The following is a 23,365-nucleotide window of genomic DNA, read 5'->3' as shown; positions in this document are numbered from 1 at the left end:
GGACGCAAGACTCTCCCCCATAAGTCGCCGCCATGTTCACGACCACCAAACGCACGACCAAAACCACCACGGCCTTCGGGGCCCGGGGAGGCGTGCGCGCGTAGTCGTCGACTGAAACGCATCAGCTCTACCGAAGCCCCGCCCTCGATGGTCCGGGGCTTTTTTGTTGTCTAAAACTCACAGCATGATCCGGAAAAGTGGAATCCGGTTTTCCGACGAGATCATGCTCAACTTGAATGGAGGAGAATGTGAGTAACGATCCCGTCGTCGCGATTGTCGGCGTCACCGGTGCGGTGGGCGCCGAATTCATCGCCACCATGGACAAGCGTGGTTTCCGCGTCGGCAAGCTCAAGGCGCTGGCCAGCGCCCGCTCGGCCGGCAAGACGGTGTCGTTCCGCGGGCAAAACGTGGTCATCGAGGAACTGACCGAGCGCGCCTTCGAGGGTTTCGATATCGCCCTGTTCTCCGCCGGCGGCAGCATCTCGAAGAAGTATGCGCCGCTCGCGGTCAAGGCCGGCGCGGTCGTGGTCGACAACTCCTCCGCCTTCCGGATGGATCCGAACGTGCCGCTGGTGATCCCCGAGATCAACGCGAACCGCATCCGCGACCACAAGGGCATCATCGCCAACCCGAACTGCGCCGCGATCACCGCGCTGGTGCCGCTCTGGCCGATCCACCAGAAGAACCGTATCAAGCGCGTGATCATCTCGACCTACCAGGCGGCCTCCGGCGCCGGCGCCGCCGCCATGGAGGAGCTCGTCGAGTCGACCCGCGCCAATCTCAACGGGCAGGTCTATACGCCCAAGGTGATGCCGCACCCCTACGCCTTCAATCTCTTCAACCACAACACCGCGGTTGACCCTGAGACCGGGTACAACGACGAAGAGACCAAGGTCATCAAGGAAACCCGCAAGATCTTCGAGGATGAGACCATCGCCGTCGGCGTCACCTGCGTCCGCGTGCCGGTGCTGCGCGCCCATTGCGAGGCCATCACGTTCGAATGCGAGAAGCCGATCAGCGAGGATCAGGTCCGCGCCATCATGGCGCAGGCGCCCGGCGTGAAGATCGTCGACGACCGCGTGAAGAACCACTTCCCGATGCCGATCGACGCCTCGGGCCAGGATGACGTCCTGGTCGGCCGCATCCGCAAGGATCTCAGCGATCCCACGGGGCATTCGATCTCGATGTTCGTCGCGGCGGATCAGCTGCTCAAGGGTGCCGCGCTGAACGCGGTGCAGATCGCGGAGCTTTTGCCGCAGCGCGTGATGGCGTAAGCCGACCAGCGGACAGGCGGCGTCAAGCGTCCGCCTGTCTCGCATCTCTTACGCGAGCCCCTTCAACGCCTGTTTCATCGTAAGCCTGACAGGAACATCGACGAAGACGGTGGCCGCGTACGCCACCGCTGCAACAACCGGTATCGCGACAAGCCCGACAAGAGCGGATTGAACCTCAAGATGCCGCGCGCAGGCCTCCACGGCGTGGAACGTCACGACCTGGAGAACATAGATCCCGTAGGAAAGCAGTCCGAGGGTCTGCATCATGTTTGCAAACGCGCCCCGCGGCGGATCGAAACGCGCGCAGATCGTGATGGCCAGCGGAAATACGACGATGACGGAGAACAGGCTCAGCGCGAGATCGAGACTGCTCGGAAAATCCAGCGCAAGGATGGCGGTGACGAGAGCAAACGCGCTGATCGCGAATCCGGGGCGTGCCGCCGGCAATCGGGCCATTTCGTAGAAGCGGTAGACCAGGACGCCCGCAAAGAACGAGAACCCGACCCGGATCACGCCGGCGCCGAAAGTTTCCCAGGTCGGTCCGCCCCCCAGGACACCTCGCTTGTCGGCTTCGATGCCGAACCCAAGCCACCCCATCGTGGCGCAGACCACGAGCGCGAGCGCGAAACCGCCGACGAGCCAGATCACGGATTTCGTATCGAGCCGCTTTCCGAGAGCCGCAAATAGCAGATTGGCCGCAACTTCAAAGAACAGCGACCAGGCGGCGAAGTTGAACGGGTACAGATCGGCATCGAGATGGGCGGGATCGGGGGTCGGCAGCATCAGCGCGCTGCAAAGGAGGCCGAGGATCGTTTGCGCCCGGTCCGGCGCTCCAGCTGCAAGCTGCCCGAGGAGAAACGGCAATGAGAGGATGAATGCCAGGGCGTACAACGGGTATAGCCGCTGGAGTCTCGCGAGCATGAAGGAGCGAACCGACAATCCCTGGCGGAAGCGTCTTCGATAGGCGTGCTCCAGCACGAAGCCCGACAGAACGAAGAACAGGTCAACAGCCAGGTAGCTATTCCCCATCCACCCGGTCGACGCAGCCGGGCCTTCCCAGAGGAAAGGAGCATGTCGCAGCGCAACCGTGATCGCCGCGATGCCGCGCAATCCGTCAAGGGCAACGAACGTTCGTTCCGTGAGCAGGGCCGTTTCGGTGCGAGCTGCCGGAGCCAGCAAATTTACGGTTCCTCAACTGATCGACGCCGTCGATTGGCGGGCCCTCCCCGCGCAGCAAGACGCCCGCATCAGGCGGGCAGGCGTCTCCACCGCTCATCAAACGGCATGACGGTAGGCTCAATTGCTTGCGAAACAGCAAAGATGGATCCGGAATCCCAGGGGAAACGGTGCGCAAACGCCGTGCCGGCCAATCTTCGGAAATCATTGCAGAAGCGGTGGGCGCGCCTCGCTTTGCCCGTGCTACGGCGACGACGGGTCGCGGACTTCGGTCTCCCCTGCGCGAAACAGCAGGCAGGCGTCGCCGTACGAATAGAACCGATAGCCCTGCGCAATCGCGTGCGCATAGGCCTGCCGCATCGTCTCCAGCCCTGAGAATGCCGACACCAGCATGAACAGGGTCGACTTCGGCAAGTGGAAATTGGTCAGCAGGATATCGACGGCGCGGAAGCGATAGCCGGGGGTGACGAAGATCGACGTCTCGGCCGCAAACGGCTGGATGGTGCCGTCCTCGCGCGCGGCGCTCTCAAGCAGTCGCAGCGACGTGGTGCCGACCGCGATGATGCGCCCGCCGTTCTGCCGCGCAACGTTCAGTTGCTCCGCCGTCTCGGCCGAGATCGTGCCCCACTCGGCATGCATCTTGTGGCCTGCGGTGTCCTCTACCTTCACCGGCAGGAACGTCCCTGCCCCGACATGTAGCGTGACGCGGTTGAGGCCGATGCCGCGCTCGCGCAGCGCCTGCTCCAGCGCGGGCGTGAAATGCAGCCCTGCGGTGGGCGCTGCGACCGCGCCCTCGTTGGCCGCGAACATCGTCTGGTAGTCGGCGAAGTCCTGATCGTCAGGCGTGCGCTTGGAGGCGATGTAGGGCGGCAGCGGCGGGCTGCCGAGATCGGCGATCGCCTGGTCCAGCGCCGGGCCGTGGAACGAGAACGACAGCGTCACCTCGCCTTCGCTGCCCTTGGCCTCGACCTCGGCGTCGAGATGGCCGAGCAGGCAGACCTTGCCCTCGTTGCCGAAGCGGATGCGATCGCCGGCAATGAGCTTCTTGGCGGGCTTCACCAGCGCCTGCCAGCGCGAGCCGTCGAGCCGCTTGATCAGCGTCGCCTCGATCTTCGGCTCGGTCTCGCGGCCGATGCGGCGGCCCTTGAGCTGCGCCGCGATCACCTTTGTGTCGTTGACGACGAGCTGGTCGCCGCGTTTCAACCATTGCGGCAGCTCGGAAACGATCTGGTCGCGCAGCGCGCCGCGCTCCACGACCAGCATCTTCGCGGAGTCGCGCGGGCTCGCCGGGCGCAACGCGATGCGCTCGGCGGGCAGGTCGAAATCGAAGAGGTCGGTGCGCATGAGCGCCGTTGCGCCTTAGTTCGTGTCATTCCGGGGCGATGCGCAGCATCGAACCCGGAATCTCGAGATTCCGGGTTCGCGCTAACGCGCGCCCCGGAATGACCGCTACGCGGTCATTCCGCGTCCGCCGCCATCCGCGCCTTGACGATCTTGTCCGGGTTCTGCACCGGCTCGCCGCGCTTGATCTTGTCGACGTTCTCCATGCCCTCGGTGACCTTGCCCCACACCGTGTACTGGTTGTCGAGGAAGCGGGCGTCGTCGAAGCAGATGAAGAACTGGCTGTCGCCGGAATCGGGGCTTGCTGCGCGCGCCATCGAGGTGGTGCCGCGCACATGCGGCTCCTTGTTGAACTCGGCCTTCAGCTTCTTGCCGGAGCCGCCGGTGCCGGTGCCCTGCGGGCAGCCGGTCTGGGCCATGAAGCCCTCGATCACGCGGTGGAACACGATGCCGTCGTAAAAGCCTTCGCGAACCAGCTCCTTGATGCGCGCAACATGGCCGGGTGCGAGGTCGGGCCGCATCTCGATGGTGACGGGGCCCTGTGTGGTCTCGAGGATCAATGTGTTTTCGGTGACGCTCATGCTCGTCTCTCTTGCGTTGGAGGTGAAGTCTTCCGGCTGCGGAACTGGATCGCGAATGGACGCCCCGCGGCGGCGCCGGCCATTGCATCGGTAAATGGCATCGGCGTGCAGCGTTGCAACGCCTCCATCACCGCGATCCGGTATTGCAGCCGGTCATCGTCGGAGGCATCCGCGGATTCATAGGTAATCCTCGGATGGCCCAGAATGTTTCCGGACCGGTTAAAGCTCACGACGACGGTGATGTCGAGTGGGCGAGCCTTGGCGGCCGGAGGTGGTTTCCAGCAGGTGCGCAGATGCCGGAAGACGTCCTGGATGGTGTTGACCTGCGCGTCCTCGGCGGCCGCGCCGGAGATTCCGGCAAGCAGCACCGCGGCGGCCAGCAGAAGCTTGTTGCCGCAGCGCGCCATCGCCTCTCCTATTTGATGTCGGAGGCGACCTGCACCTTCACCATCTTGTCGGGATCGGTAACGGTGCCGCTCGGCGAACCGGCCGGTGCCTTCTTCAGCTTGTCGACGACGTCCATGCCCTGCACGACCTCGCCGATCACGGTGTAATTGTTGTCGAGGCTGCCGCCGTCGGCGAACATGATGAAGAACTGCGAGTTGGCGGTGTCGACGCTGTCGCCGCGCCGGGCCATGCCGACGATGCCGCGCGCGAAATGCACCTTGGAGAATTCCTGCTTCAGGTTCGGATATTTCGAGCCGCCCGTGCCGTTGAAATTCTGGCCGTCGCCGGTCTGCGCCATGAAGCCGTCCATCACGCGGTGGAACGGCACGTTGTTGTAGAAGCCCTCGCGCGCGAGCTGCTTGATGCGCTCGGCGTGCTGGGGCGCAAGATCGGTCCGCAGCTTGATGACGATGCGGCCCTTGGTGGTGTCGATGACGATGGCGTTGGCCTTGTCGAGGTTCGCCGGTAGTTGCTGCGCCACCGCCGGGACCGCACTGACGAGCGCGGCAAAGATCGTGGCAAGAATTGCGAGACGACGGATCATGAAAACTCCGGATCAGGTGAGATGAAGAAGCGCGCCGTTATCCGGCGAATTTGGCCTTGAGCAGACTGGCTACGAGCGGCGGCACGAAGGTCGAAACATCTCCGCCCATGCCCGCGATCTGGCGCACCAAAGTGGCGGTGATCGGGCGGACCATGGGAGAGGCCGGCAGAAACACCGTATGGACCTCCGGCGCCATGGCCTCGTTCATCCCGGCAAGCTGCATTTCGTAGTCGAGGTCGGTGCCGTCGCGCAGACCGCGAATCATGATGGTCGCGCCGTGCTTGCGCGCGGCGGTCACCGACAGATCGTCAAACGTCACGGCTTCGAGCACACAGCCGGCCTGGGTTGCCACCGGCCCGCAGACGTCCTCGAGCATCCTCAGACGCTCCTCGGTGGAGAACAGCGGCTTCTTGCCGGGATGGACGCCGATCGCGACCACCAGCCGGTCGCACAGCGGAACGGCATGCCGGACCACGTCCAGATGGCCGTTGGTGATGGGGTCGAAGGAACCTGGGTAGAAGGCAATGCGCGGCATGGCCCCGTCCTACCGCGCCCGGCCCGGCCCGGCAAGCCGGGCTGGTTCCCCGCCGTTTCCCGGAAAATGTCTCCCTTTCGTGTCGGCGACGGCCGCTTTGTTTCGTCCTCGGGACGGCCACGAAACAAAACGGAGCGCGAACGAAACCATTTCCCGCGTCCGCGAAGACGTCCGGAAACTGGCCATGGTTACTAATCCAGCCAACGAATGACGGGCCGCACACTGGGCGTAGGCGGCCGCATCACAGGGGACAGTCAATGATCAAGGCTCTTTCAGCGATCGCTATCTCTGCGTGTGTTGCCGCGGCCCTCACCCTCCTGCCCGGCTTTGCCCCGACCGTCGAAGCCAGCGTGCCGCAGCCGCTGGCCAAGAGCGACCGGCTCGATATCCGCAGCATCGGCCGCGACTGCTCGCAGCAGGCCTGGCCGAACTTTGAGGCGTCGTGCCTGCGCCGTGCCGGCACCAAGGCCGACGTCCGCGTCGCTCGCCTCGTGACGGCCGACCGCACCCCGTAGCCCGGTCTGTCAGCTTCGCGTCAGGTAAGCCTTCGAGATCGACGACAAAATAAACCCCAAAGATAAACCCCATGGATATTTGCGACGTCTCGTCGCAGACTGCGTGATGCTCGCGCCCGTCGGAATGCCCCGCCGGGCGCGAACCCATCGAGGGGTCGCCATTGTCCAGTACGCCCGCAGTCGCTTCCGGCCATCATCCTGATCCACTGCCGCTTGCAATGACCATGGGCGCCCTCGGGGTGGTCTATGGCGATATCGGCACCAGCCCGCTCTACGCCCTGAAGGAAGCCGCCAAGGCGGCCGCCCACGGCGCGACAGTGACCCCCGACGCTGTCCTGGGGGTTGCCTCGCTGATCCTCTGGGCGCTGCTGCTGATCATCTCGCTGAAATATGCGCTCTTGATCCTGCGCGCGGACAACCGCGGCGAAGGCGGCATCGTCGCCCTGTTGGCCCTGCTCCACGCCCGCAACGCCCAGCCCGGCACCTGGCGCTCGCATCTGCTGGTGGTCGGCCTCGTCGGCGCCGCCCTGCTCTACGGTGACGGCGCGATCACGCCGGCGATCTCTGTGCTGAGCGCCATCGAAGGCCTCAAGGTGGACGCGCCCTCGCTCGCGCCAGCCGTCGTGCCCGTCACCGTCGTCATCCTGGTCGGCCTGTTCATGATGCAGAAACAGGGCACCGGCTTCATCGGCCGCATCTTCGGACCGGTGATGCTGGCCTGGTTCGCCGTGCTCGCCGCGCTCGGCATCCACGGCATCGTCAAGGCGCCGGCCGTGCTGGCGGCGCTCAGCCCGCTCTACGCCGTCGAATTCCTGATCCACCAGGATTTTCACGTCTCCTTCGCGATCCTCGGCGCGGCCTTCCTCGCGGTCACCGGCGGCGAAGCCATGTATGCCGACATGGGCCATTTCGGCCGCCTGCCGATCCGGCTCGCCTGGTTCGCGATCTGCCTGCCCGCGCTGGTGCTGAACTATTTCGGCCAGGCCGCGCTGCTGATCACCGATCCCGCGATGATCGAGAACCCGTTCTTTCAGCTCTGCCCCGACGCCCTGCACTATCCGCTGGTCGCCTTCTCGGCGGTCGCGACCGTGATCGCCTCCCAGGCGATCATCTCCGGCGTGTTCTCGCTGACCCAGCAGTCGATCCAGCTCGGCTTCTTGCCGCGCATGCAGATCCGCCACACCACCAGCGACGCGATCGGCCAGATCTATGTGCCGCTGGTGAACTGGCTGCTCGCGGCCGCAACGCTCGGGGCGGTCCTGAGCTTCGGCAGCTCGGACGCGCTCGCAGGCGCCTATGGCATCGCAGTGTCGCTGCTGATGGCGATCACGACGCTGCTGGCTGCGCTGGTTGCGATCCAGTGGGGTTATTCGCCCTGGCTCGTGGTCGCCGTGAACGGCGCCTTCTTCGTCATCGACGTGATCTTCTTCTCGGCCAATTCGATCAAGCTGTTCGAGGGCGGCTGGTTTCCGCTGCTGCTTGCAGCCCTCGTCGCCTTCATGATGCTGACGTGGCGCAGCGGCGTGAAGCTGGTCGAGGCGGCGCGCGCGAAGCTGCGCCAGCCCGAGGAGGACCTGATCGAGACCGCCGTCAACAAGTGCAGCGCCAGACTGCCCGGGACCGCCGTGTTCCTGGCGTCCGCTCCGCGCGGCGTGCCGCTCGCGCTGACCCAGTTCGTCAAGCACAACCGCGTGCTGCACGAACGCGTGCTGCTGGTCACCGTGCTGATCGAGGAATCCCCGCACATTCCCGACGAGGAACGCGCGGAGGTGATCGAGATCATTCCCGGCATCACCCGCGTGATCCTGCATTACGGCTTCATGCAGAACCCGACGATCTTTGACGGGCTGACGCTGACCTGCCGGCAGGGCAAGCTGCCCGGCATCGACCTCTCCGACATCACCTATTACGTCGGCCGCGAGACCATCATCCCGCGCGAGGACGTCCCGGGCATGTGGGTCTGGCGCGAAGGCCTGTTCGCCTTCCTCCAGCGCAACGCCGAACGCTCCGCCGCGTTCTTCGGCGTGCCGACCAAGCAGGTGGTGGAGTTCGGGACGGAGCTGGAGATCTAGGGAAGTTCGTAGCCCGGATGGAGCGCAAGCGTAATCCGGGATTCTTGCCAGGCGCACAGAGGTCCCGGATTGCGCCGTCGGTCGGCGCTTCGCACCGACCTCCTGCGCCATCCGGACTACGCGTCACTCCCCGTTCGCGCCATTCCCGCTCTCGGCCTCTTCCGTGATGTGCTCGACCGAGACGACGTGCTCGTCCTCGGCGGTGTCGAACACGATCACGCCCTGGGTCGAGCGGCCGGCGATGCGGATGCCTTCGACCGGACAGCGGATCAGCTGGCCCTTGTCGGTGACCAGCATGATTTGATCCGCGTCTTCCACCGGGAAGGACGCAACCAGATTGCCGTTGCGGTTGTTGACGCTCATGGCGACGATGCCTTTGCCGCCGCGGCCGGTGGTGCGGTACTCGTAGGACGAGGTCCGCTTGCCATAGCCGTTGACGGAGACGGTGAGCACAACCTGCTCGGCCGCCGACATCTCGACATAGCGTTCCTGGGCGAGCTGGAAGCTGCCGGAGGTCTCCTCGGCTTCGGCGTCCGCTGCCGGCTCCTCGGCCGTGGCTTCGCCGGCCACCGCGCGGCGCATCTTCAAATAGGCCGAGCGTTCGTCGGACGTGGTCTCGACGTGGCGCAGGATCGCGAGCGAAATCACCTTGTCGCCCTCGCCAAGCGCAATGCCGCGCACGCCCATCGAGGTACGCCCGGTGAACACGCGCACATCGGTGACGGGGAAGCGGATGCACTGGCCGCCGGCGCCGGTGAGCAGCACGTCGTCGCGCTCGGTGCAGATCTGCACGTCGACGATCGCTTCATTCTCGTCGAGCTTCATGGCGATGATGCCGGAGCGGCGGACATCGACGAAGTCGGACAGCTTGTTGCGCCGGACGTTGCCGCCTGTGGTCGCGAACATCACGTCGAGGTTGCCCCAGGTGGATTCATCCTCCGGCAGCGGCATGATGGTGGTGATGCGCTCGCCCTGCTCCAGCGGCAGGATGTTGATCAGCGCCTTGCCGCGCGCGTTCGGCGCGGCCATGGGCAGGCGCCAGACCTTCTCCTTGTAGACCTGGCCGCGTGACGAGAAGAACAGCACCGGCGTGTGCGTGGAGGCGACGAACAGGCGCGAGACAAAATCCTCGTCGCGGGTCTGCATGCCGGCGCGGCCCTTGCCGCCGCGGCGCTGCGCCCGGTAGGCCGACAGCGGCACCCGCTTGACATAGCCGGCGTGCGAGACGGTGACGACCATGTCCTCGCGCTGGATCAGGTCCTCGTCCTCGACCTCGCCCTCCTGCTCCATGATCACGGTGCGGCGCGGGGTGGCGAACTCGGCCTTCACCTCGGCGAGCTCGGTCTTGATGATGCCCAGCACGCGCTCGCGCGAGCGCAGGATGTCGAGATAATCGGCAATCTCGCCGGCGAGCTTGTCGAGCTCGTCGCGGATTTCGTCGCGGCCGAGCGCGGTGAGGCGTTGCAGGCGCAGGTCGAGAATCGCCCTCGCCTGTTCCATCGACAGCCGGATCGTGCCGTCCGGGCTGATGCGGTGACGCGGATCGTCGATCAGCGTCAGCATGTCCTCGACGTCCCGGGCCGGCCAGTCGCGCGACATCAGGGTGTCGCGGGCGGTGGTCGGGTCGGGCGAGGTCCGGATGACGCGGATCATCTCGTCGATATTGGCGACCGCGATCGCGAGACCAACCAGGATATGCGCGCGATCGCGCGCCTTGGCGAGCAGGAACTTGGTGCGCCGCGTGACGACCCGCTCACGGAAGTCGACGAAGATGGCCAGCAGGTCCTTCAGATGCATGATCCGCGGACGGCCGCTGTCGAGCGCCACCATGTTGACGCCGAAGCTCGTCTGCAGCGGCGTGAATCTGTAGAGCTGATTCAGCACCACGTCCGCCACGGCGTCGCGCTTCAATTCGATGACGACGCGGTAGCCGTCGCGGTCGGATTCATCGCGCAGGTCGCCGATGCCCTCGATCTTCTTTTCCTTGACCAGCTCGGCGATGCGCTCGACCATCGTCGCCTTGTTCACCTGGTAGGGGATCTCGGTGATGATGAGCGCCTCGCGCTCCTTGCGGATGGTCTCGATCGCGACCTTGCCGCGCATGACGATCGAGCCGCGGCCGAGATGATAGGCGGCGCGGATGCCCGCGCGCCCGAGAATGACGCCGCCGGTCGGGAAATCAGGTCCCGGCACGATGTTGATGAGCTCGTCGATGGTGAGCGCTGGGTTGTCGATCAGCGCGACGCAGGCGTCGATGACCTCGCCGAGATTGTGCGGCGGGATGTTGGTCGCCATGCCGACCGCGATGCCGCCGGCGCCGTTGACGAGAAGGTTCGGGAACTTGGCCGGCAGGACCGACGGCTCGGTCTCGTTGTTGTCGTAGTTCGGCTGGAAGTCGACGGTATCCTTGTCGATGTCGGCCAGCAGAGCCAGCGCCGCCTTCGTCAGGCGCGCTTCGGTGTAGCGATAGGCGGCCGGGGGATCGCCGTCGACCGAGCCGAAATTGCCCTGGCCGTCGATCAGCGGCACGCGCATCGAGAAGTCCTGCGCCATGCGGACCATGGCGTCGTAGATCGACTGGTCGCCGTGCGGATGATACTTACCGATGACGTCACCGACCACGCGGGCGGACTTGACGTATTTCTTGTCGGGTGTGTGCCCCTGCTCGTTCATCGAGTACAGGATGCGGCGATGCACCGGCTTCAGACCGTCGCGCGCATCGGGCAGCGCCCGCGCCACGATCACGCTCATGGCGTAGTCGAGATAGGACTTCTTCATCTCCTCGAAGATGGAGACGGGGCGAATATCCGAGGGTTGCGCCGGCTGGTCGCCGGGCTTGTCGTCGTCGTCAGCCAAGGGGAAATCCGGTGAGGTTTATCTGGGAATCATATAGCGCATCGAGCCCCTGATAACCACCCTTGCCGGGGTAAAGGAAGCGCTTTTTCCGACTGTTTTTCCAGAGACTTACGCCCTCCCCGGCACCGCCCTGGGCTGGGCCCGGACGAGCCGCCCGAAACCGCCCCTTAGGCCCCGAAAACCACGCGGTGCATGATGCGCCCGGGCAGCAGTGTGAACAGGCCCGCCACCACCAGCGCGCCGGCGAAGATGAAGATCATCATCAGCCGGTGATCGGCGACGCGATGGGCGTGCGCCCGCCATACCGCGAGCGGCAGCACCACCAGCGTGAAGATCGACAGGACATGGATCGGGCTGAACGGCCCGATCAGGCGGCTCTGGTGGATCCAGAACGAGGAGGCGGCCACGACCGCCATCAGCACCACCCAGATCCAGCCGATCGTCCGGTGTGGCAGCGTGCCTTTGGGAGCGGCAAACTGGACCAGGCCGAGCACGAAGGCGGCCATGGCGGCAAAGGCATGCAGCGGGATCGCCGGAGCAGCCGTAAGCAGCGGCGCGAGGCTCATGCGGGGCTTCCTCCGATCGGCGAGTGATCCATGTGAATAGGATTAACATCAGTTAATACCATTCACATGATGCCCCGTCAAAGGCTTGAAGCAGCACATGAGGCAAGCTCGGAAAAACCGAGCCCTGCCCGCCAATTGGTAAGAATTCCTGCGGCCCTACGCGAGCACGACAACATTCGGGGCGAAGCGCCCGCCCGCCTCAGAACGGGATGTCGTCGTCCATGTCGCTGTTGCGGCCACCGCCACCGGCGGCGACGGCGCGGCGCGGCGCGCTGCTGACGGGACCGGAGGAGCCGAAATCGCCGCCCGGCTCCTCGCCGAAGCTGCCGCCTCCCCCGCCGCCGCGGCCGTCGAGCATCGTCAGCGTCGAGTTGAACCCCTGGAGCACGACTTCGGTGGAGTACTTCTCAACGCCGCTCTGGTCGGTCCATTTGCGGGTCTGGAGCGCGCCCTCGATATAAACCTTGGCGCCCTTCTTCAGGTACTGCTCGGCGACCTTGCAGAGGCCTTCATTGAAGATCACGACGCGATGCCACTCGGTCTTTTCCTTGCGCTCGCCGCTGTTCTTGTCGCGCCAGGTCTCCGAGGTCGCGATGCTCAAATTCGCGATCGGCCGCCCGTCCTGGGTACGGCGGATTTCAGGATCCTTGCCGAGATTTCCAACCAGAATGACCTTGTTGACGCTTCCCGCCATCGCCGCTCTCCACTCCGAATGCCACTGAATTGATAAGGCCCGACCGCGCCCCGCGGTCCTCTGCAACCTATTGAGGCGACCCTATACGCTTGCGCGGACCGATCAGCCCACCAGCCCTCAGGTTATCCCCATATATAGCATCGGCCGTCGGCTCGTTCCAGATTTGTTCCTGTTCGAGCAAGCGCGAAATGTATGGCCCGAGCGGTGCCCGCGTACTGCTCAAATGGCTGGCGCCAGATGGAACCTTTTCAGGTTCCCGTGAACGACAAAAAGCACTTAACATTCATTAAGTTACATACGCCGCACTTATCGCGCGACTGTTGTATTTCGGCGACGGACTCTGCTCACCCGTTAGGCTACGTTTGCCTCGGAATTGATTTCATATGGGCGTCGCGCCTGCTTGGCCGCTTCTGGGATTTCAAGAAGCGGCGGAATTGGGGAGACTGCAATGAATAAGATTTTGATTGGTGCAATCGGTGCAGTGGCGTTGAGCCTGTCGGCTCCTGCAAGCGCGGCGGATCTGGCGGCGCGTCCCTACACGAAGGCTCCGCCGCCAATGGTCGCGGCCATCTACGACTGGAGCGGCTTCTACATCGGCATCAACGGCGGCGGCGGCTCGGCCCACAAATGCTGGGATTTTGTAACTCCCGTCACCGGCGTTCTGATTGGCGAAGGTTGTCACAACGCGACCGGCGGCACGGTCGGCGGCCAGGTCGGCTATCGCTGGCAGTCGGCCAATTGGGTGTTCGGGCTCGAAGGCCAGGGCAACTGGGCCGACTTCTCCGGAGACAACGTCAGCACGACGTTCATCGGCACGGGTCTTCGCGACCGCTCCAAGATCAACGCGTTCGGTTTGTTCACAGGCCAAGTCGGCTATGCCTGGAATAACGTGCTGTTCTACGTGAAGGGCGGCGGCGCCGTCGTCAGCGATCGCTACCGCGGCTACGATGTCATCACCGGCCTCGAATTCGATCGGGCCAACGAGACCCGCTGGGGCGGCACCGTGGGTGCCGGCCTCGAGTTCGGATTCGCGCCAAACTGGACGGTCGGCGTCGAGTACGATCACATCTTCATGGGCAATCGCACCATCGGCTTCGCCGGCTCCGGCAACTTCATTGTGGCTCCGGCCGGCGCTTTCACACGCTCGGAACGCATCGGTCAGGACGTCGATATCGGCCTGGTCCGCGTGAACTATCGCTGGGGTGGCCCGGTCATCGCGAAGTACTGATATCTCTTTGATATCACTTGAAGATTGAAGGCCGGCCCCGTGCCGGCCTTTTTTTGTGCGACATGCCGGCGGCTATAAGTCAGCAACCATTACGTTTTGTGACTGTTGTGGCTTTTGAGAGACACAACTTGCGGCTTTGCTGGTGTAAGCACGACGTCAGTTGGACCACAGCGTCCGATGCCCTTCCCGATCGTGGAAGGCACAACAGAAACTGGGACTGGGATTTAGGTTGAAAATGAAGAAGGTTTTGTTGGCTTCGGCCTGTTTGTTCGCTTTTGCGGCCCCCGCGTCGGCTGCTGATCTCGCGGCTCGCCCGTACACGAAGGCTCCGGTGGCTGTGGCCTCGGTCTACAACTGGACCGGCTTCTACCTCGGTATCGTCGGTGGCGGCGCCTGGCAGGCCGACTCCGATCCGAAGATGAAGGGCGGCTTCGTCGGCGGCACCGCCGGCTACAACTGGCAGACCGGCAACGTCGTGTTCGGCCTCGAAGCCGACGCCGCTTGGGCTGACGTCAGCGCCTCGGCGACCGTGCTTGGCATCACCGCGTCCTCCAAGACCGATGCACTCGGCACCGTCCGCGGCCGCATCGGCTACGCCGTCAACAACGTCCTGTTCTACGGCACGGGCGGTTACGCCTGGATCGACAACAAGATCAGCGGCACCGCGGGCGCCTTGACCATCTCCGACAGCAAGTTCCACTCGGGCTGGACCGTCGGTGCGGGCGTCGAGGCGTTCTTCGCTCCGCAGTGGTCGGTCAAGGGCGAGTACCTCTATCGCAGCCTCGGCAGCGAAAACTATTTCGGAAACATCGGCGTTCCCCAGGCGTCCGGCACGCTCAACTTCCACACCGTGCAGGTCGGCGTGAACTATCACTTCGGCGGCCCGATCGTCGCGAAGTACTGATCTTCGCCACCGACGCACATCGTCACGAAAGGCCGGCCTCGCGCCGGCCTTTTTGTTTTTCGCGCCCAAGTATCCAATCCAGCCGCTCGCTAGCGTTTTCGGAGAGGTGTGGCACATCGGTGAAACCTTTGGCTTTAATAATGTATAGCAATGGCATCAGTTGGGTCGTTGGGTCCGCTGCTTTTCGCCGACGAAGAGAAACGAAACTGGGGAATTTGAAAATGAAGAGGATTGTGCTGGCTTCGGCCAGTCTGCTCGTGCTCAGCGCGTTGGCTCCTGCCTCGGCGGCTGACCTGGCGGCCCGCCCTTACACCAAGGCGCCCGTGGCCGTGGCCTCGATCTACAACTGGAGCGGGTTCTACATCGGCGGCAACGCCGGTGGCGGCTCGAGCCATAATTGCTGGGATCTCACCGCCGTCGGAGTCGCCGCAATTCCGGTCACGGCTGAAGGCTGTCACAATGCGACCGGCGCTCTCGTCGGCGGCCAGATCGGCTATCGCTGGCAGTCCAGCAGCTGGGTGTTCGGCCTTGAAGCCCAGGGCGATTGGGCTGACCTGAAGGGCTCGAACGTCAGCGCTCCCGCCGCTCTCTTCCCGCTGGTGAACAATACCAAGATCGACGCCATCGGCCTCTTCACCGGCCAAGTCGGCTATGCCTGGAACAACGTGCTCTGGTACGTGAAGGGCGGCGCGGCCGTCACCCACAACAAGTTCAGCGGCACTCTGGCTGGCATTACGCTCGACACCGCGAACGAAACGCGCTGGGGCGGGACCGTCGGCACCGGCATCGAATTCGGCTTCGCTCCGAACTGGTCGGTCGCGGTCGAATACAACCACTTGTTCATGGGCAAGCACACCGACACTTTCACCTTCCTCGGCGTGGCCACCCGCAGCGACAGCATCAAGCAGGACGTCGACATGGGCACCGTCCGCCTCAACTACACCTTCGGCGGCCCCGTCGTCGCGAAGTACTGAGCTTCGCCTCCAACGCGATCGCGTTACGAAAGGCCGGCCTTGTGCCGGCCTTTTTGTTTTCGCGGACAGCCGAGCCGTCAGGGAATCGTGGGGCGAGAGGCCGTTCCGGTGCTCCGCTGCTGCCAGATGCCGCCAGCACGCCAACAATCCGTTGACGATTCGCAAGTCCCACTGGAAATCCGCCGCTGTTCTTCCTACGTTCGCTGACAACCCCATCGGCGCCGATCCCGGTTCCGGGCAAAGCGCGCCTTCACCATTGGCGCGGCCGCGCGTCTTTGGGATTCCCTGAGGACACCGGGATGGATGAAGTGATCAAGGCGAAGCGCCAACAACAGAACGCGGGCTCGAGCCTGCGCGCAATTACGATCCGTGGCGCGCGCGAGCATAACCTCAAGAACATCGACGTCGAGATTCCCCGCGACAAGCTCGTGGTGTTCACCGGCCTCTCCGGCTCCGGCAAATCCTCGCTCGCCTTCGACACCATCTATGCCGAGGGCCAGCGCCGCTACGTCGAATCGCTGTCGGCCTATGCGCGCCAGTTCCTGGAGATGATGCAGAAGCCTGACGTGGACCAGATCGACGGCCTGTCGCCGGCGATCTCGATCGAGCAGAAGACGACCTCGAAGAACCCGCGCTCCACCGTCGGTACCGTCACCGAGATCTACGACTACATGCGCCTGCTCTGGGCGCGCGTCGGCGTGCCCTATTCGCCCGCCACCGGCCTGCCGATCGAGAGCCAGACCGTCTCGCAGATGGTGGACCGCGTGCTGGCGCTGCCCGAGGGCACCCGCCTCTATCTGCTCGCGCCGGTCGTGCGCGGCCGCAAGGGCGAGTACCGCAAGGAGCTCGCCGAATGGCTCAAGAAGGGCTTTCAGCGCGTCAAGATCGACGGCACCTTCCATGAGCTCGCGGAAGCGCCGACGCTCGACAAGAAGTTTCCGCACGACATCGACGTCGTCGTCGACCGCATCGTGGTGCGCGCCGATATCGGCCAGCGTCTCGCCGAAAGCTTCGAGACCGCGCTGAAGCTCGCCGAGGGCCTTGCCGTTGTCGAATTCGCCGATGCGCCCGCAGCCGCGCCGGCCGAGGAAAAGAAGAAGACCGCGAAGATCCACGACAAGAGCGGACCCGAGCGCATCCTGTTCTCGGAGAAATTCGCCTGCCCCGTCTCCGGCTTCACGATTCCCGAGATCGAGCCGCGCCTGTTCTCGTTCAACAATCCCTATGGCGCCTGCCCCGCCTGCGGCGGCCTCGGCGTCGAGCAGCATGTCGACGAGGACCTCGTCATCCCCGACAAGGAGCTCGCCATCGGCAAGGGCGCGATCGCGCCCTGGGCGAAATCGTCATCACCCTATTACGTGCAGACGCTGACGGCGCTCGGCAAGCACTACAAGTTCACGCTGACCACCAAGTGGAAGGATCTGCCCAAGAAGACGAGAGACGCGATCCTCCATGGCTCCGGCGAGGACGAGATCAAGTTCTCCTACGAGGACGGGGTGCGCTCCTACGACACCAAGAAGCCGTTCGAGGGCGTCATCACCAACATCAACCGCCGCTACCGCGAGACCGAGAGCGAGTGGGCGCGCGAGGAGCTGGCGAAGTATTTCCACGACGTGCCCTGCGGCGCCTGCAACGGTTTTCGGCTCAAGCCCGAGGCGCTCTGCGTCAAGGTCGGCACCAAGCACATCGGCGAGATCTCCGAACTGTCGGTCAAGAAGGCCGGCGAGTGGTTCGAGACCGTGCCGGAGGCGCTGAACAAGCAGCAGAACGAGATCGCCGGCCGCATCCTCAAGGAGATCCGCGAGCGCCTCACCTTCCTGCTCGACGTCGGCCTCAACTACCTCACCCTCTCCCGCTCCTCCGGCACGCTGTCGGGCGGCGAGAGCCAGCGCATCCGCCTGGCCTCGCAGATCGGCTCGGGACTGACCGGCGTGCTCTACGTGCTGGACGAGCCCTCGATCGGCCTGCACCAGCGCGACAACGCGCGCCTGCTCGACACGCTCAAGCGCCTGCGCGACCTCGGCAACACCGTGGTCGTGGTCGAGCATGACGAGGACGCCATTCGTCTCGCCGACTACGTGCTCGACATCGGCCCGGGCGCCGGCATGCATGGCGGCCACATCGTCGCCGAAGGCACGCCCGCCGAGATCATGCGCAACCCGAAATCGCTCACCGGAAAATACCTGACCGGCGAGCTCGAGGTCGAGGTGCCGGAGCGGCGTCCGCCGAACCATCGCCGCACCATCAAGGTGGTCAACGCGCGCGGCAATAACCTCAAGAACGTCACCGCCGAGATTCCGCTCGGCCTGTTCACCTGCGTCACCGGTGTTTCCGGCGGCGGCAAGTCGACGCTGCTGATCGACACGCTCTACCGCGCCATCGCCCGCAAGCTGAACAATGCCAGCGAAGGCGCCGCCCCGCACGACCGCATCGAGGGCCTCGAGCACATCGACAAGATCATCGACATCGACCAGTCGCCGATCGGCCGTACCCCGCGCTCGAACCCCGCGACCTATACCGGCGCCTTCACGCCGATCCGCGAATGGTTCGCCGGCCTGCCCGAAGCCAAGGCGCGCGGCTACGAGCCCGGCCGGTTCTCCTTCAACGTCAAGGGCGGCCGCTGCGAGGCCTGCCAGGGCGACGGCGTCATCAAGATCGAGATGCACTTCCTGCCGGATGTCTACGTCACCTGCGACGTCTGCAAGGGCAAGCGCTACAACCGCGAAACGCTGGAGGTCCTGTTCAAGGGCAAGAGCATCGCCGATGTGCTCGACATGACCGTCGAGGAAGCCGCCGACTTCTTCAAGGCGGTCCCGCGCGTGCGCGAGACCTTCCAGACTCTGCACCGCGTCGGCCTCGACTACATCCACGTGGGTCAGCAGGCCACCACGCTGTCAGGCGGCGAAGCCCAGCGCGTCAAGCTCGCCAAGGAGCTGTCCAAGCGCGCTACCGGCCGCACGCTCTACATCCTGGACGAGCCCACCACCGGCCTGCACTTCCACGACGTCAAGAAGCTGCTGGAAGTGCTGCACGAGCTGGTCGCGCAGGGCAACACCGTCGTCGTCATCGAGCACAATCTCGAAGTCATCAAGACGGCCGACTGGGTCATCGACCTCGGCCCCGAAGGCGGCGACGGCGGCGGCGAGATCGTCGCCTGGGGCCCGCCGGAAGACATCGCGAAGGCGCCGCGGAGCTACACCGGCAAGTTCCTGGAGCCGGTGCTGAAGAAGGCAAGGAAGCCGAAGCGGCGGAGCACGAGCGAGGCGGCGGAGTAGCGCAGCCTCGCCGCTACTGTGGTTCGGTCCCGCTTGCCATGACTAACCACCGACGAACTCGATGACGGCCTCGCCCCGCGCGACGGCTTCGACAATTTGCGGCATGGCGCTCAGAAACTGTCGCACCAGCGCGCGATTGTCGATGTTGCCGCCATTCCGAACTCGACCACATGAGCCGCATCGTATCCAGCACGACGTAAGGCTTCCGCGAGTGCAGGGGGAAGCTGAGCGTCGATCAGGTAAAGCAAGCTATTTGGCCGCTATGATCGGGTGGTCAACCTGACGCGCGGCATAGGCGAGCACTGCGTCGATATCCGCCTCTTCCAGATACGGATAGTCCTCGAGAATGCTGTCGCGCGACTGTCCGGCGGATAGCAGTCCCAAGACGTCGGCGACCGTGATGCGCAGATCGCGAATACATGGGCGTCCATGCACAGGCTGCGGATCGACCGCAATCCTTGCCAGTAGGTCCGACATCTGTCACCTCTGAAGCCTAATCTAGCATCTCCGATGGCATCTGTCAGCGCGTCGCCAGCGGACCGGATGCGCAGGTCCGCCCGACACTTCCACTCCCCCATGCCCTACTCCCTCGCCATCTTCGATCTCGACGGCACGCTGGCCGACAGTTTTCCGTGGTTCCTGCGCACCATCAACGATGTCGCAGATCGCTTCAATTTTCGTCGCGTCGCGGATGAGGATGTCGAGGAGCTGCGGCATGCCTCAAGCCGTGAGATCCTCAGCCGGCTCGAAGTGCCGTTGTGGAAGCTGCCGGCGATCGCGCGGCATGCGCGGCGGCTGAAGGCCGAGGCAGCTAGCGAGATTTCACTGTTTGCCGGCGTCGAGACGATGCTGCGGACGCTGGCCGGGAACGGCGTGCAGCTCGCGCTGGTGACTTCCGACAGCGAAGCCAATGCCCGCGAGAAGCTCGGCGAGGCCGCGGCGCTGTTCGCGCATTTCGACTGCTCTGCGTCGATCTTCGGCAAGCCCGCGAAATTCCGCCGCGTCATCCGGCGCGCCGGCGTGGAGCTCGACCGTGTCATCGCGATCGGCGACGAAGTGCGCGACATCGAGGCGGCGCGCGCGGTCGGCATCGCCTGCGGCGCGGTCAGCTGGGGCTATGCGGCCCCAGCGGCGTTGCGGGCGCTTGCGCCGGATCACATGTTCGCGCAGATGGAGGACATTGCCGAAGTGGTGTGCCGGATTCCGCAGAGAGCCTGATCCGCAATCGCCACGCACGGCCCAGGGAGACGGCAATGACACTCACGGACGCAGTGCGCCTCAAGCTCCTGGAACCGCCGGTCGGCCGGTTACGTGTCGTGCTCGACACCGACACCTATAACGAGATCGACGACCAATTCGCGCTCGTGCAGATGCTGCTGTCACCGGAGCGCTTCGAGGTCGAGGCGATCTACGCCGCACCGTTCTTCAATGCGCGCGCGGACAGTCCCGGCCACGGCATGGAGCTGAGCTACCAAGAAATCCTCCGCCTGCTGGAGCGTCTGAGCGTCGCGTCGGAAGGCCTGGTTCATCGCGGCGTCACCGAGTATGTCGGCCCAGGCAAGACGGCGCGGACGGCACCCGCCGTGGACGACCTCATCGCCCGGGCACGCGCGGGCACGCAGGACAATCCGCTCTACGTCATCGCCATCGGCGCTATCAGCAACGTCGCCTCCGCCCTTCTGAAGGCACCCGATATCATCGACCGTATCGTCGTGGTCTGGCTCGGCGGCCATGCGCTGGAATGGCCCGACACCACCGAATTCAACCTCAAGCAGGATGTCGGCGGTGCGCAGGTGCTGCTCGACAGCGGCGTGCCGCTCGTGCTGGTGCCGTGCAAGGGCGTCACCTCGCGCCTCCACAGCACGGTGCCGGAGATCGAGCGCTACGTCGAACCGCATGGCAGCATCGGCGCATTCCTCGCGATGCGGTTCAAGGAGTATTCGTCCGACCACATGGGCTGGGCCAAGGAGATCTGGGACATGGCGCCGGTCGGCTGGCTGCTGAACCCCATGTGGGCGCCGAGCGTGATCATCCCCGCTCCGGTCCTCACGGACCAGATGACGTGGAGCATCGACCGCAGGCGGCATCCGATCCGCTACGTGACCTACGTGGATCGCAACCCGATCCTGAAGGACTTCTTCCTGAAGCTGCGGGATTTCACCGCGTCGAAAGTGCCGTAGGGTGGGCAAAGCGACTTGTCCGCCGCGCCTCTGCCCGCCCTACTCCGTCCTCCGCAGGAACGCCCCGAACGCGCGCGGGCCGTCGCCGGTCTTGACCTCGCCGATCACCTTCAGCTCCGCGGCGTCGATGATATCAAGCGTGTTGCTCTCCCAGCAGGCGACGATGATGCGCTTGCCGTCGGCGGTTGCATTGATGCCTTCGGGGTAGTCGCCGACATTGATGCGCTTCACCGGCTTCAGCGTCGCCAGATCGAACACGCTGACGGTGCCGCCATACTGGTCCGTGACGAAGCCGCGCCCCTGCGCCAGCGCCACCGCATAGGGCCGCATCCCGACCGGCACGCGGCCGATCTCGGCCCCAGTGGCGATGTCGATCACGGAGATGTCGTTGGAGCCGACATTGGCGGTGTAGGCGCGTTTTCCATCGGTATCGATGGTGACGCCGAACGGGCGCGTGCCGACCTTGATGACCGCCTTGCGCGCGCGCGTCGCCGTGTCCACCACCGAGACGCTATCGTCGTCGCGGTCGGCCGAGAGCAGCAGCTTGCCGTCAGGCGTTACCGCAAGGCCCGACGGCGAGGCGCCGACCGCGATGCTGGCCGTGACGCTGCGGCTCGCCGCGTCGATCACCCGCACCGCCGCGGCGTACCAGTCGGCGACATAGACGGTCCGGCCGTCGGGCGCCACGGCAATGCCGAGCGGGCCGCCGCCGACCTCGATCCGCCCCGCAACCTGCCGCGTTGCCGCGTCCACCACCGTCACCGCCTTGGCATCCGGGCTGGTGACATAGGCAAAGCGGCCGTCGGCGCTGACGGCGACGCCCGCCGGCTTGCCGCCGATCGGGATTGTTGCCACCGCACGTGCGGTGGCAAGGTCCACGACCATCAGATCGTCGCTGAGCTGGTTGGTGACGAAGGCCTCCTCGGCGGACGCGCTGCCGAGGCAGGCAAGGCTGGCGGCGATCGCCGCCAGGACCAGCACGCGCACGGTCAGCTTCCGCTCTCGATCTTCTTCTTCAGTGCCTCGAGGCCGGCCTTGTAGAGCCCGCTCACCGCAGTCTTGGCGGCCTCGTCGCTCAGCTCCGGCGGCGGATCGTTGTTGGGAAAGCCGCGGTAGAACGCGCCGGCCCATTCCAGCGTCGCGCCCTTGCCGTCGGCGCTCGGCGTCACCGTCAGCGTCGAGGAATAGTTGGTGACCGGCAGCACCTTCACGTCCACGGCGGTGATCCGGTAGGAATAGGTCATGGCGGCCGCGTCGAACTTGTAGAGCTCCTCGTCCACGGTCGCCCCGCCGGTCAGGGTCAGCCGCCGCGTCGCGCCGATCTCGTTGCCCTTCTCGCCCTCGGTCTTGGTGACGGGCGGGAGCCAGCTCATGTCCTGGAAATTGCCGATCACCGCCCACACCTTGGCCGGGGCTGCGTTGATCTCGATGGATTCGCGCACCTTCTGCCGGGTCGGCCCGTGTGCCCAAACCGGCTCAAATGCGGCCGTCAGAGCCATCCCCGCCACCGCCAGCGCCGCCACCCCGGCGACCGCCGTTCCGCTTCTCATCCTCATACCGTTTCCTCACTCCTGGAGCTGCGCGACTTGAGGCGCGCTGCGATCATCGTAGCGCATTTTCGGGCCGTGGGGAGACCGGTTCGTGGCACGGCTGTGGCGGGGATCGCTCCCGCATCCACGCCATCCCTTGCGTTGCCCGACGGCCAAAACACACAAGGCCGGGGTCAATCCGTTCCGATCAAAACAATTCGCTTTACGCGAATTCGGAAATGTCGCATGTTTCGGCCATCCCAGCCCGGTCCGAGGGGCGTATCGCGATCGTCACGACACGCGGGATGGGACGTGGTGGACGCAGGCGGCGTCGGCGCGAAGGTGGTTTGCAGGGCGGCTCGCGCCGTGAGCAACGACCCGCGCGCACACGACCGGTGCAGCCTGCGTACGGCAAAATCGTGTGGTCCTGGCATCCGGGGTCTGTGTGCCAAGTCTTGCGGTGACACGTGCTGCCCGACCGGGCGGGCGCGTCAGCCATCCGCAAGGCGACGGGGGCAATAGTGCATCGCTCCCCGGGGAGATCACGACATAAGCCGTAAAACCACTGCGCAGGGAAGGCCGGATGTTCGGCTTCACCTGTATGCCGCTGTGCATCTGCTTCCAGCGCATTTCGCGCACAGCGGACCGCGGGTGCCAGCCGGCACCCGGCCTTC

22 protein-coding genes are annotated in these 23,365 nt (G+C 64.9%); 9 read left to right on the top strand and 13 right to left on the bottom strand.

Features of this window, described 5'->3' with window-relative positions:
• Positions 1 to 236: 236 nt before the first annotated feature.
• A complete protein-coding gene (locus tag EI171_RS24330) occupies positions 237 to 1,274 on the top strand; it encodes an aspartate-semialdehyde dehydrogenase (RefSeq protein WP_161534875.1) in 1,038 nt (345 codons plus the stop codon).
• A gap of 48 nt (positions 1,275 to 1,322) precedes the next feature.
• Here the strand turns inward: EI171_RS24330 and EI171_RS24325 are convergent, their stop codons facing one another.
• From EI171_RS24325 to coaD, 6 genes are all read right to left on the bottom strand, one after another.
• Positions 1,323 to 2,453 (bottom strand): acyltransferase, encoded by a 1,131-nt coding sequence (locus tag EI171_RS24325; RefSeq protein ID WP_161534874.1) that lies wholly within the window; start codon positions 2,451 to 2,453, stop codon positions 1,323 to 1,325.
• Positions 2,454 to 2,693: 240 nt separating this feature from the next.
• Entirely contained in the window at positions 2,694 to 3,794 is a 1,101-nt protein-coding gene (gene queA / locus EI171_RS24320) for a tRNA preQ1(34) S-adenosylmethionine ribosyltransferase-isomerase QueA (RefSeq protein WP_161534873.1), read from the bottom strand.
• A 113-nt stretch (positions 3,795 to 3,907) separates the two neighbouring features.
• A complete protein-coding gene (locus EI171_RS24315; RefSeq protein WP_011087459.1) occupies positions 3,908 to 4,372 on the bottom strand; it encodes a peptidylprolyl isomerase in 465 nt (154 codons plus the stop codon).
• On the bottom strand, positions 4,369 to 4,779 hold the full coding sequence (locus EI171_RS24310) for a hypothetical protein (protein ID WP_161534872.1): 411 nt from the start codon (positions 4,777 to 4,779) through the stop codon (positions 4,369 to 4,371). The genes EI171_RS24315 and EI171_RS24310 overlap by 4 nt, the downstream gene beginning before the upstream one ends.
• 8 nt (positions 4,780 to 4,787) lie before the next feature.
• Positions 4,788 to 5,363, bottom strand: a complete 576-nt coding sequence (locus EI171_RS24305) for a peptidylprolyl isomerase (RefSeq protein WP_161534871.1) — start codon at positions 5,361 to 5,363, stop codon at positions 4,788 to 4,790.
• A gap of 37 nt (positions 5,364 to 5,400) precedes the next feature.
• Positions 5,401 to 5,898, bottom strand: a complete 498-nt coding sequence (gene coaD / locus EI171_RS24300; protein WP_011087462.1) for a pantetheine-phosphate adenylyltransferase — start codon at positions 5,896 to 5,898, stop codon at positions 5,401 to 5,403.
• 257 nt (positions 5,899 to 6,155) lie between these two features.
• Here coaD and EI171_RS24295 point away from each other — a divergent pair, with 257 nt between their 5' ends.
• Positions 6,156 to 6,413: a hypothetical protein gene (locus EI171_RS24295; protein ID WP_008131028.1), complete on the top strand. Its 258-nt coding sequence runs from the start codon at positions 6,156 to 6,158 to the stop codon at positions 6,411 to 6,413.
• A gap of 218 nt (positions 6,414 to 6,631) precedes the next feature.
• Entirely contained in the window at positions 6,632 to 8,485 is a 1,854-nt protein-coding gene (locus tag EI171_RS24290; RefSeq protein ID WP_011087463.1) for a potassium transporter Kup, read from the top strand.
• A gap of 123 nt (positions 8,486 to 8,608) precedes the next feature.
• Here the strand turns inward: EI171_RS24290 and gyrA are convergent, their stop codons facing one another.
• The 3 genes from gyrA to EI171_RS24275 form a co-directional block, all read right to left on the bottom strand.
• Positions 8,609 to 11,341 (bottom strand): DNA gyrase subunit A, encoded by a 2,733-nt coding sequence (gyrA, locus tag EI171_RS24285; RefSeq protein ID WP_028171882.1) that lies wholly within the window; start codon positions 11,339 to 11,341, stop codon positions 8,609 to 8,611.
• 167 nt (positions 11,342 to 11,508) lie between these two features.
• Positions 11,509 to 11,907, bottom strand: a complete 399-nt coding sequence (locus tag EI171_RS24280; protein ID WP_110116094.1) for a DUF2306 domain-containing protein — start codon at positions 11,905 to 11,907, stop codon at positions 11,509 to 11,511.
• A gap of 199 nt (positions 11,908 to 12,106) precedes the next feature.
• On the bottom strand, positions 12,107 to 12,601 hold the full coding sequence (locus EI171_RS24275; RefSeq protein WP_011087466.1) for a single-stranded DNA-binding protein: 495 nt from the start codon (positions 12,599 to 12,601) through the stop codon (positions 12,107 to 12,109).
• A gap of 448 nt (positions 12,602 to 13,049) precedes the next feature.
• Between EI171_RS24275 and EI171_RS24270 the strand changes: the two genes are divergently transcribed.
• The 4 genes from EI171_RS24270 (at position 13,050) to uvrA (ending at position 18,982) form a co-directional block, all read left to right on the top strand.
• Complete coding sequence (locus EI171_RS24270) at positions 13,050 to 13,829, top strand: outer membrane protein (protein ID WP_028171880.1); 780 nt, start codon at positions 13,050 to 13,052, stop codon at positions 13,827 to 13,829.
• 235 nt (positions 13,830 to 14,064) lie between these two features.
• Positions 14,065 to 14,733, top strand: coding sequence for an outer membrane protein (locus tag EI171_RS24265; protein ID WP_110116095.1), 669 nt, complete (start codon positions 14,065 to 14,067; stop codon positions 14,731 to 14,733).
• Positions 14,734 to 14,954: 221 nt separating this feature from the next.
• Positions 14,955 to 15,707: an outer membrane protein gene (locus EI171_RS24260; RefSeq protein ID WP_011087469.1), complete on the top strand. Its 753-nt coding sequence runs from the start codon at positions 14,955 to 14,957 to the stop codon at positions 15,705 to 15,707.
• Positions 15,708 to 16,006: 299 nt separating this feature from the next.
• Positions 16,007 to 18,982: an excinuclease ABC subunit UvrA gene (uvrA, locus tag EI171_RS24255; RefSeq protein ID WP_011087470.1), complete on the top strand. Its 2,976-nt coding sequence runs from the start codon at positions 16,007 to 16,009 to the stop codon at positions 18,980 to 18,982.
• A 110-nt stretch (positions 18,983 to 19,092) separates the two neighbouring features.
• Here uvrA and EI171_RS46785 read toward each other — a convergent pair whose 3' ends face one another.
• Complete coding sequence (locus EI171_RS46785) at positions 19,093 to 19,230, bottom strand: DUF5615 family PIN-like protein (protein ID WP_157839442.1); 138 nt, start codon at positions 19,228 to 19,230, stop codon at positions 19,093 to 19,095.
• A gap of 1 nt (position 19,231) precedes the next feature.
• Positions 19,232 to 19,459: a DUF433 domain-containing protein gene (locus EI171_RS24245; RefSeq protein WP_161534870.1), complete on the bottom strand. Its 228-nt coding sequence runs from the start codon at positions 19,457 to 19,459 to the stop codon at positions 19,232 to 19,234.
• A gap of 99 nt (positions 19,460 to 19,558) precedes the next feature.
• On the opposite strand from EI171_RS24245, the gene EI171_RS24240 reads away from it, so the two are divergent.
• Complete coding sequence (locus EI171_RS24240; protein ID WP_161534869.1) at positions 19,559 to 20,200, top strand: HAD-IA family hydrolase; 642 nt, start codon at positions 19,559 to 19,561, stop codon at positions 20,198 to 20,200.
• A 35-nt stretch (positions 20,201 to 20,235) separates the two neighbouring features.
• Positions 20,236 to 21,162: a nucleoside hydrolase gene (locus tag EI171_RS24235; RefSeq protein WP_161534868.1), complete on the top strand. Its 927-nt coding sequence runs from the start codon at positions 20,236 to 20,238 to the stop codon at positions 21,160 to 21,162.
• A gap of 39 nt (positions 21,163 to 21,201) precedes the next feature.
• Here EI171_RS24235 and EI171_RS24230 read toward each other — a convergent pair whose 3' ends face one another.
• Positions 21,202 to 22,149 carry a cytochrome D1 domain-containing protein gene (locus EI171_RS24230; protein ID WP_161534867.1) on the bottom strand — a complete coding sequence of 316 codons (948 nt, stop codon included), beginning with the start codon at positions 22,147 to 22,149 and terminating at the stop codon, positions 21,202 to 21,204.
• A 2-nt stretch (positions 22,150 to 22,151) separates the two neighbouring features.
• Positions 22,152 to 22,718, bottom strand: a complete 567-nt coding sequence (locus EI171_RS24225) for an SRPBCC family protein (protein WP_011087475.1) — start codon at positions 22,716 to 22,718, stop codon at positions 22,152 to 22,154.
• Positions 22,719 to 23,365: the final 647 nt, after the last annotated feature.

The organism is Bradyrhizobium sp. LCT2 (assembly GCF_009931255.1).
Taxonomy (GTDB): domain Bacteria; phylum Pseudomonadota; class Alphaproteobacteria; order Rhizobiales; family Xanthobacteraceae; genus Bradyrhizobium; species Bradyrhizobium diazoefficiens.
The sequence above is the reverse complement of the archived record's forward strand: the minus strand, read 5'-3'. Positions and strand labels throughout refer to the sequence as shown.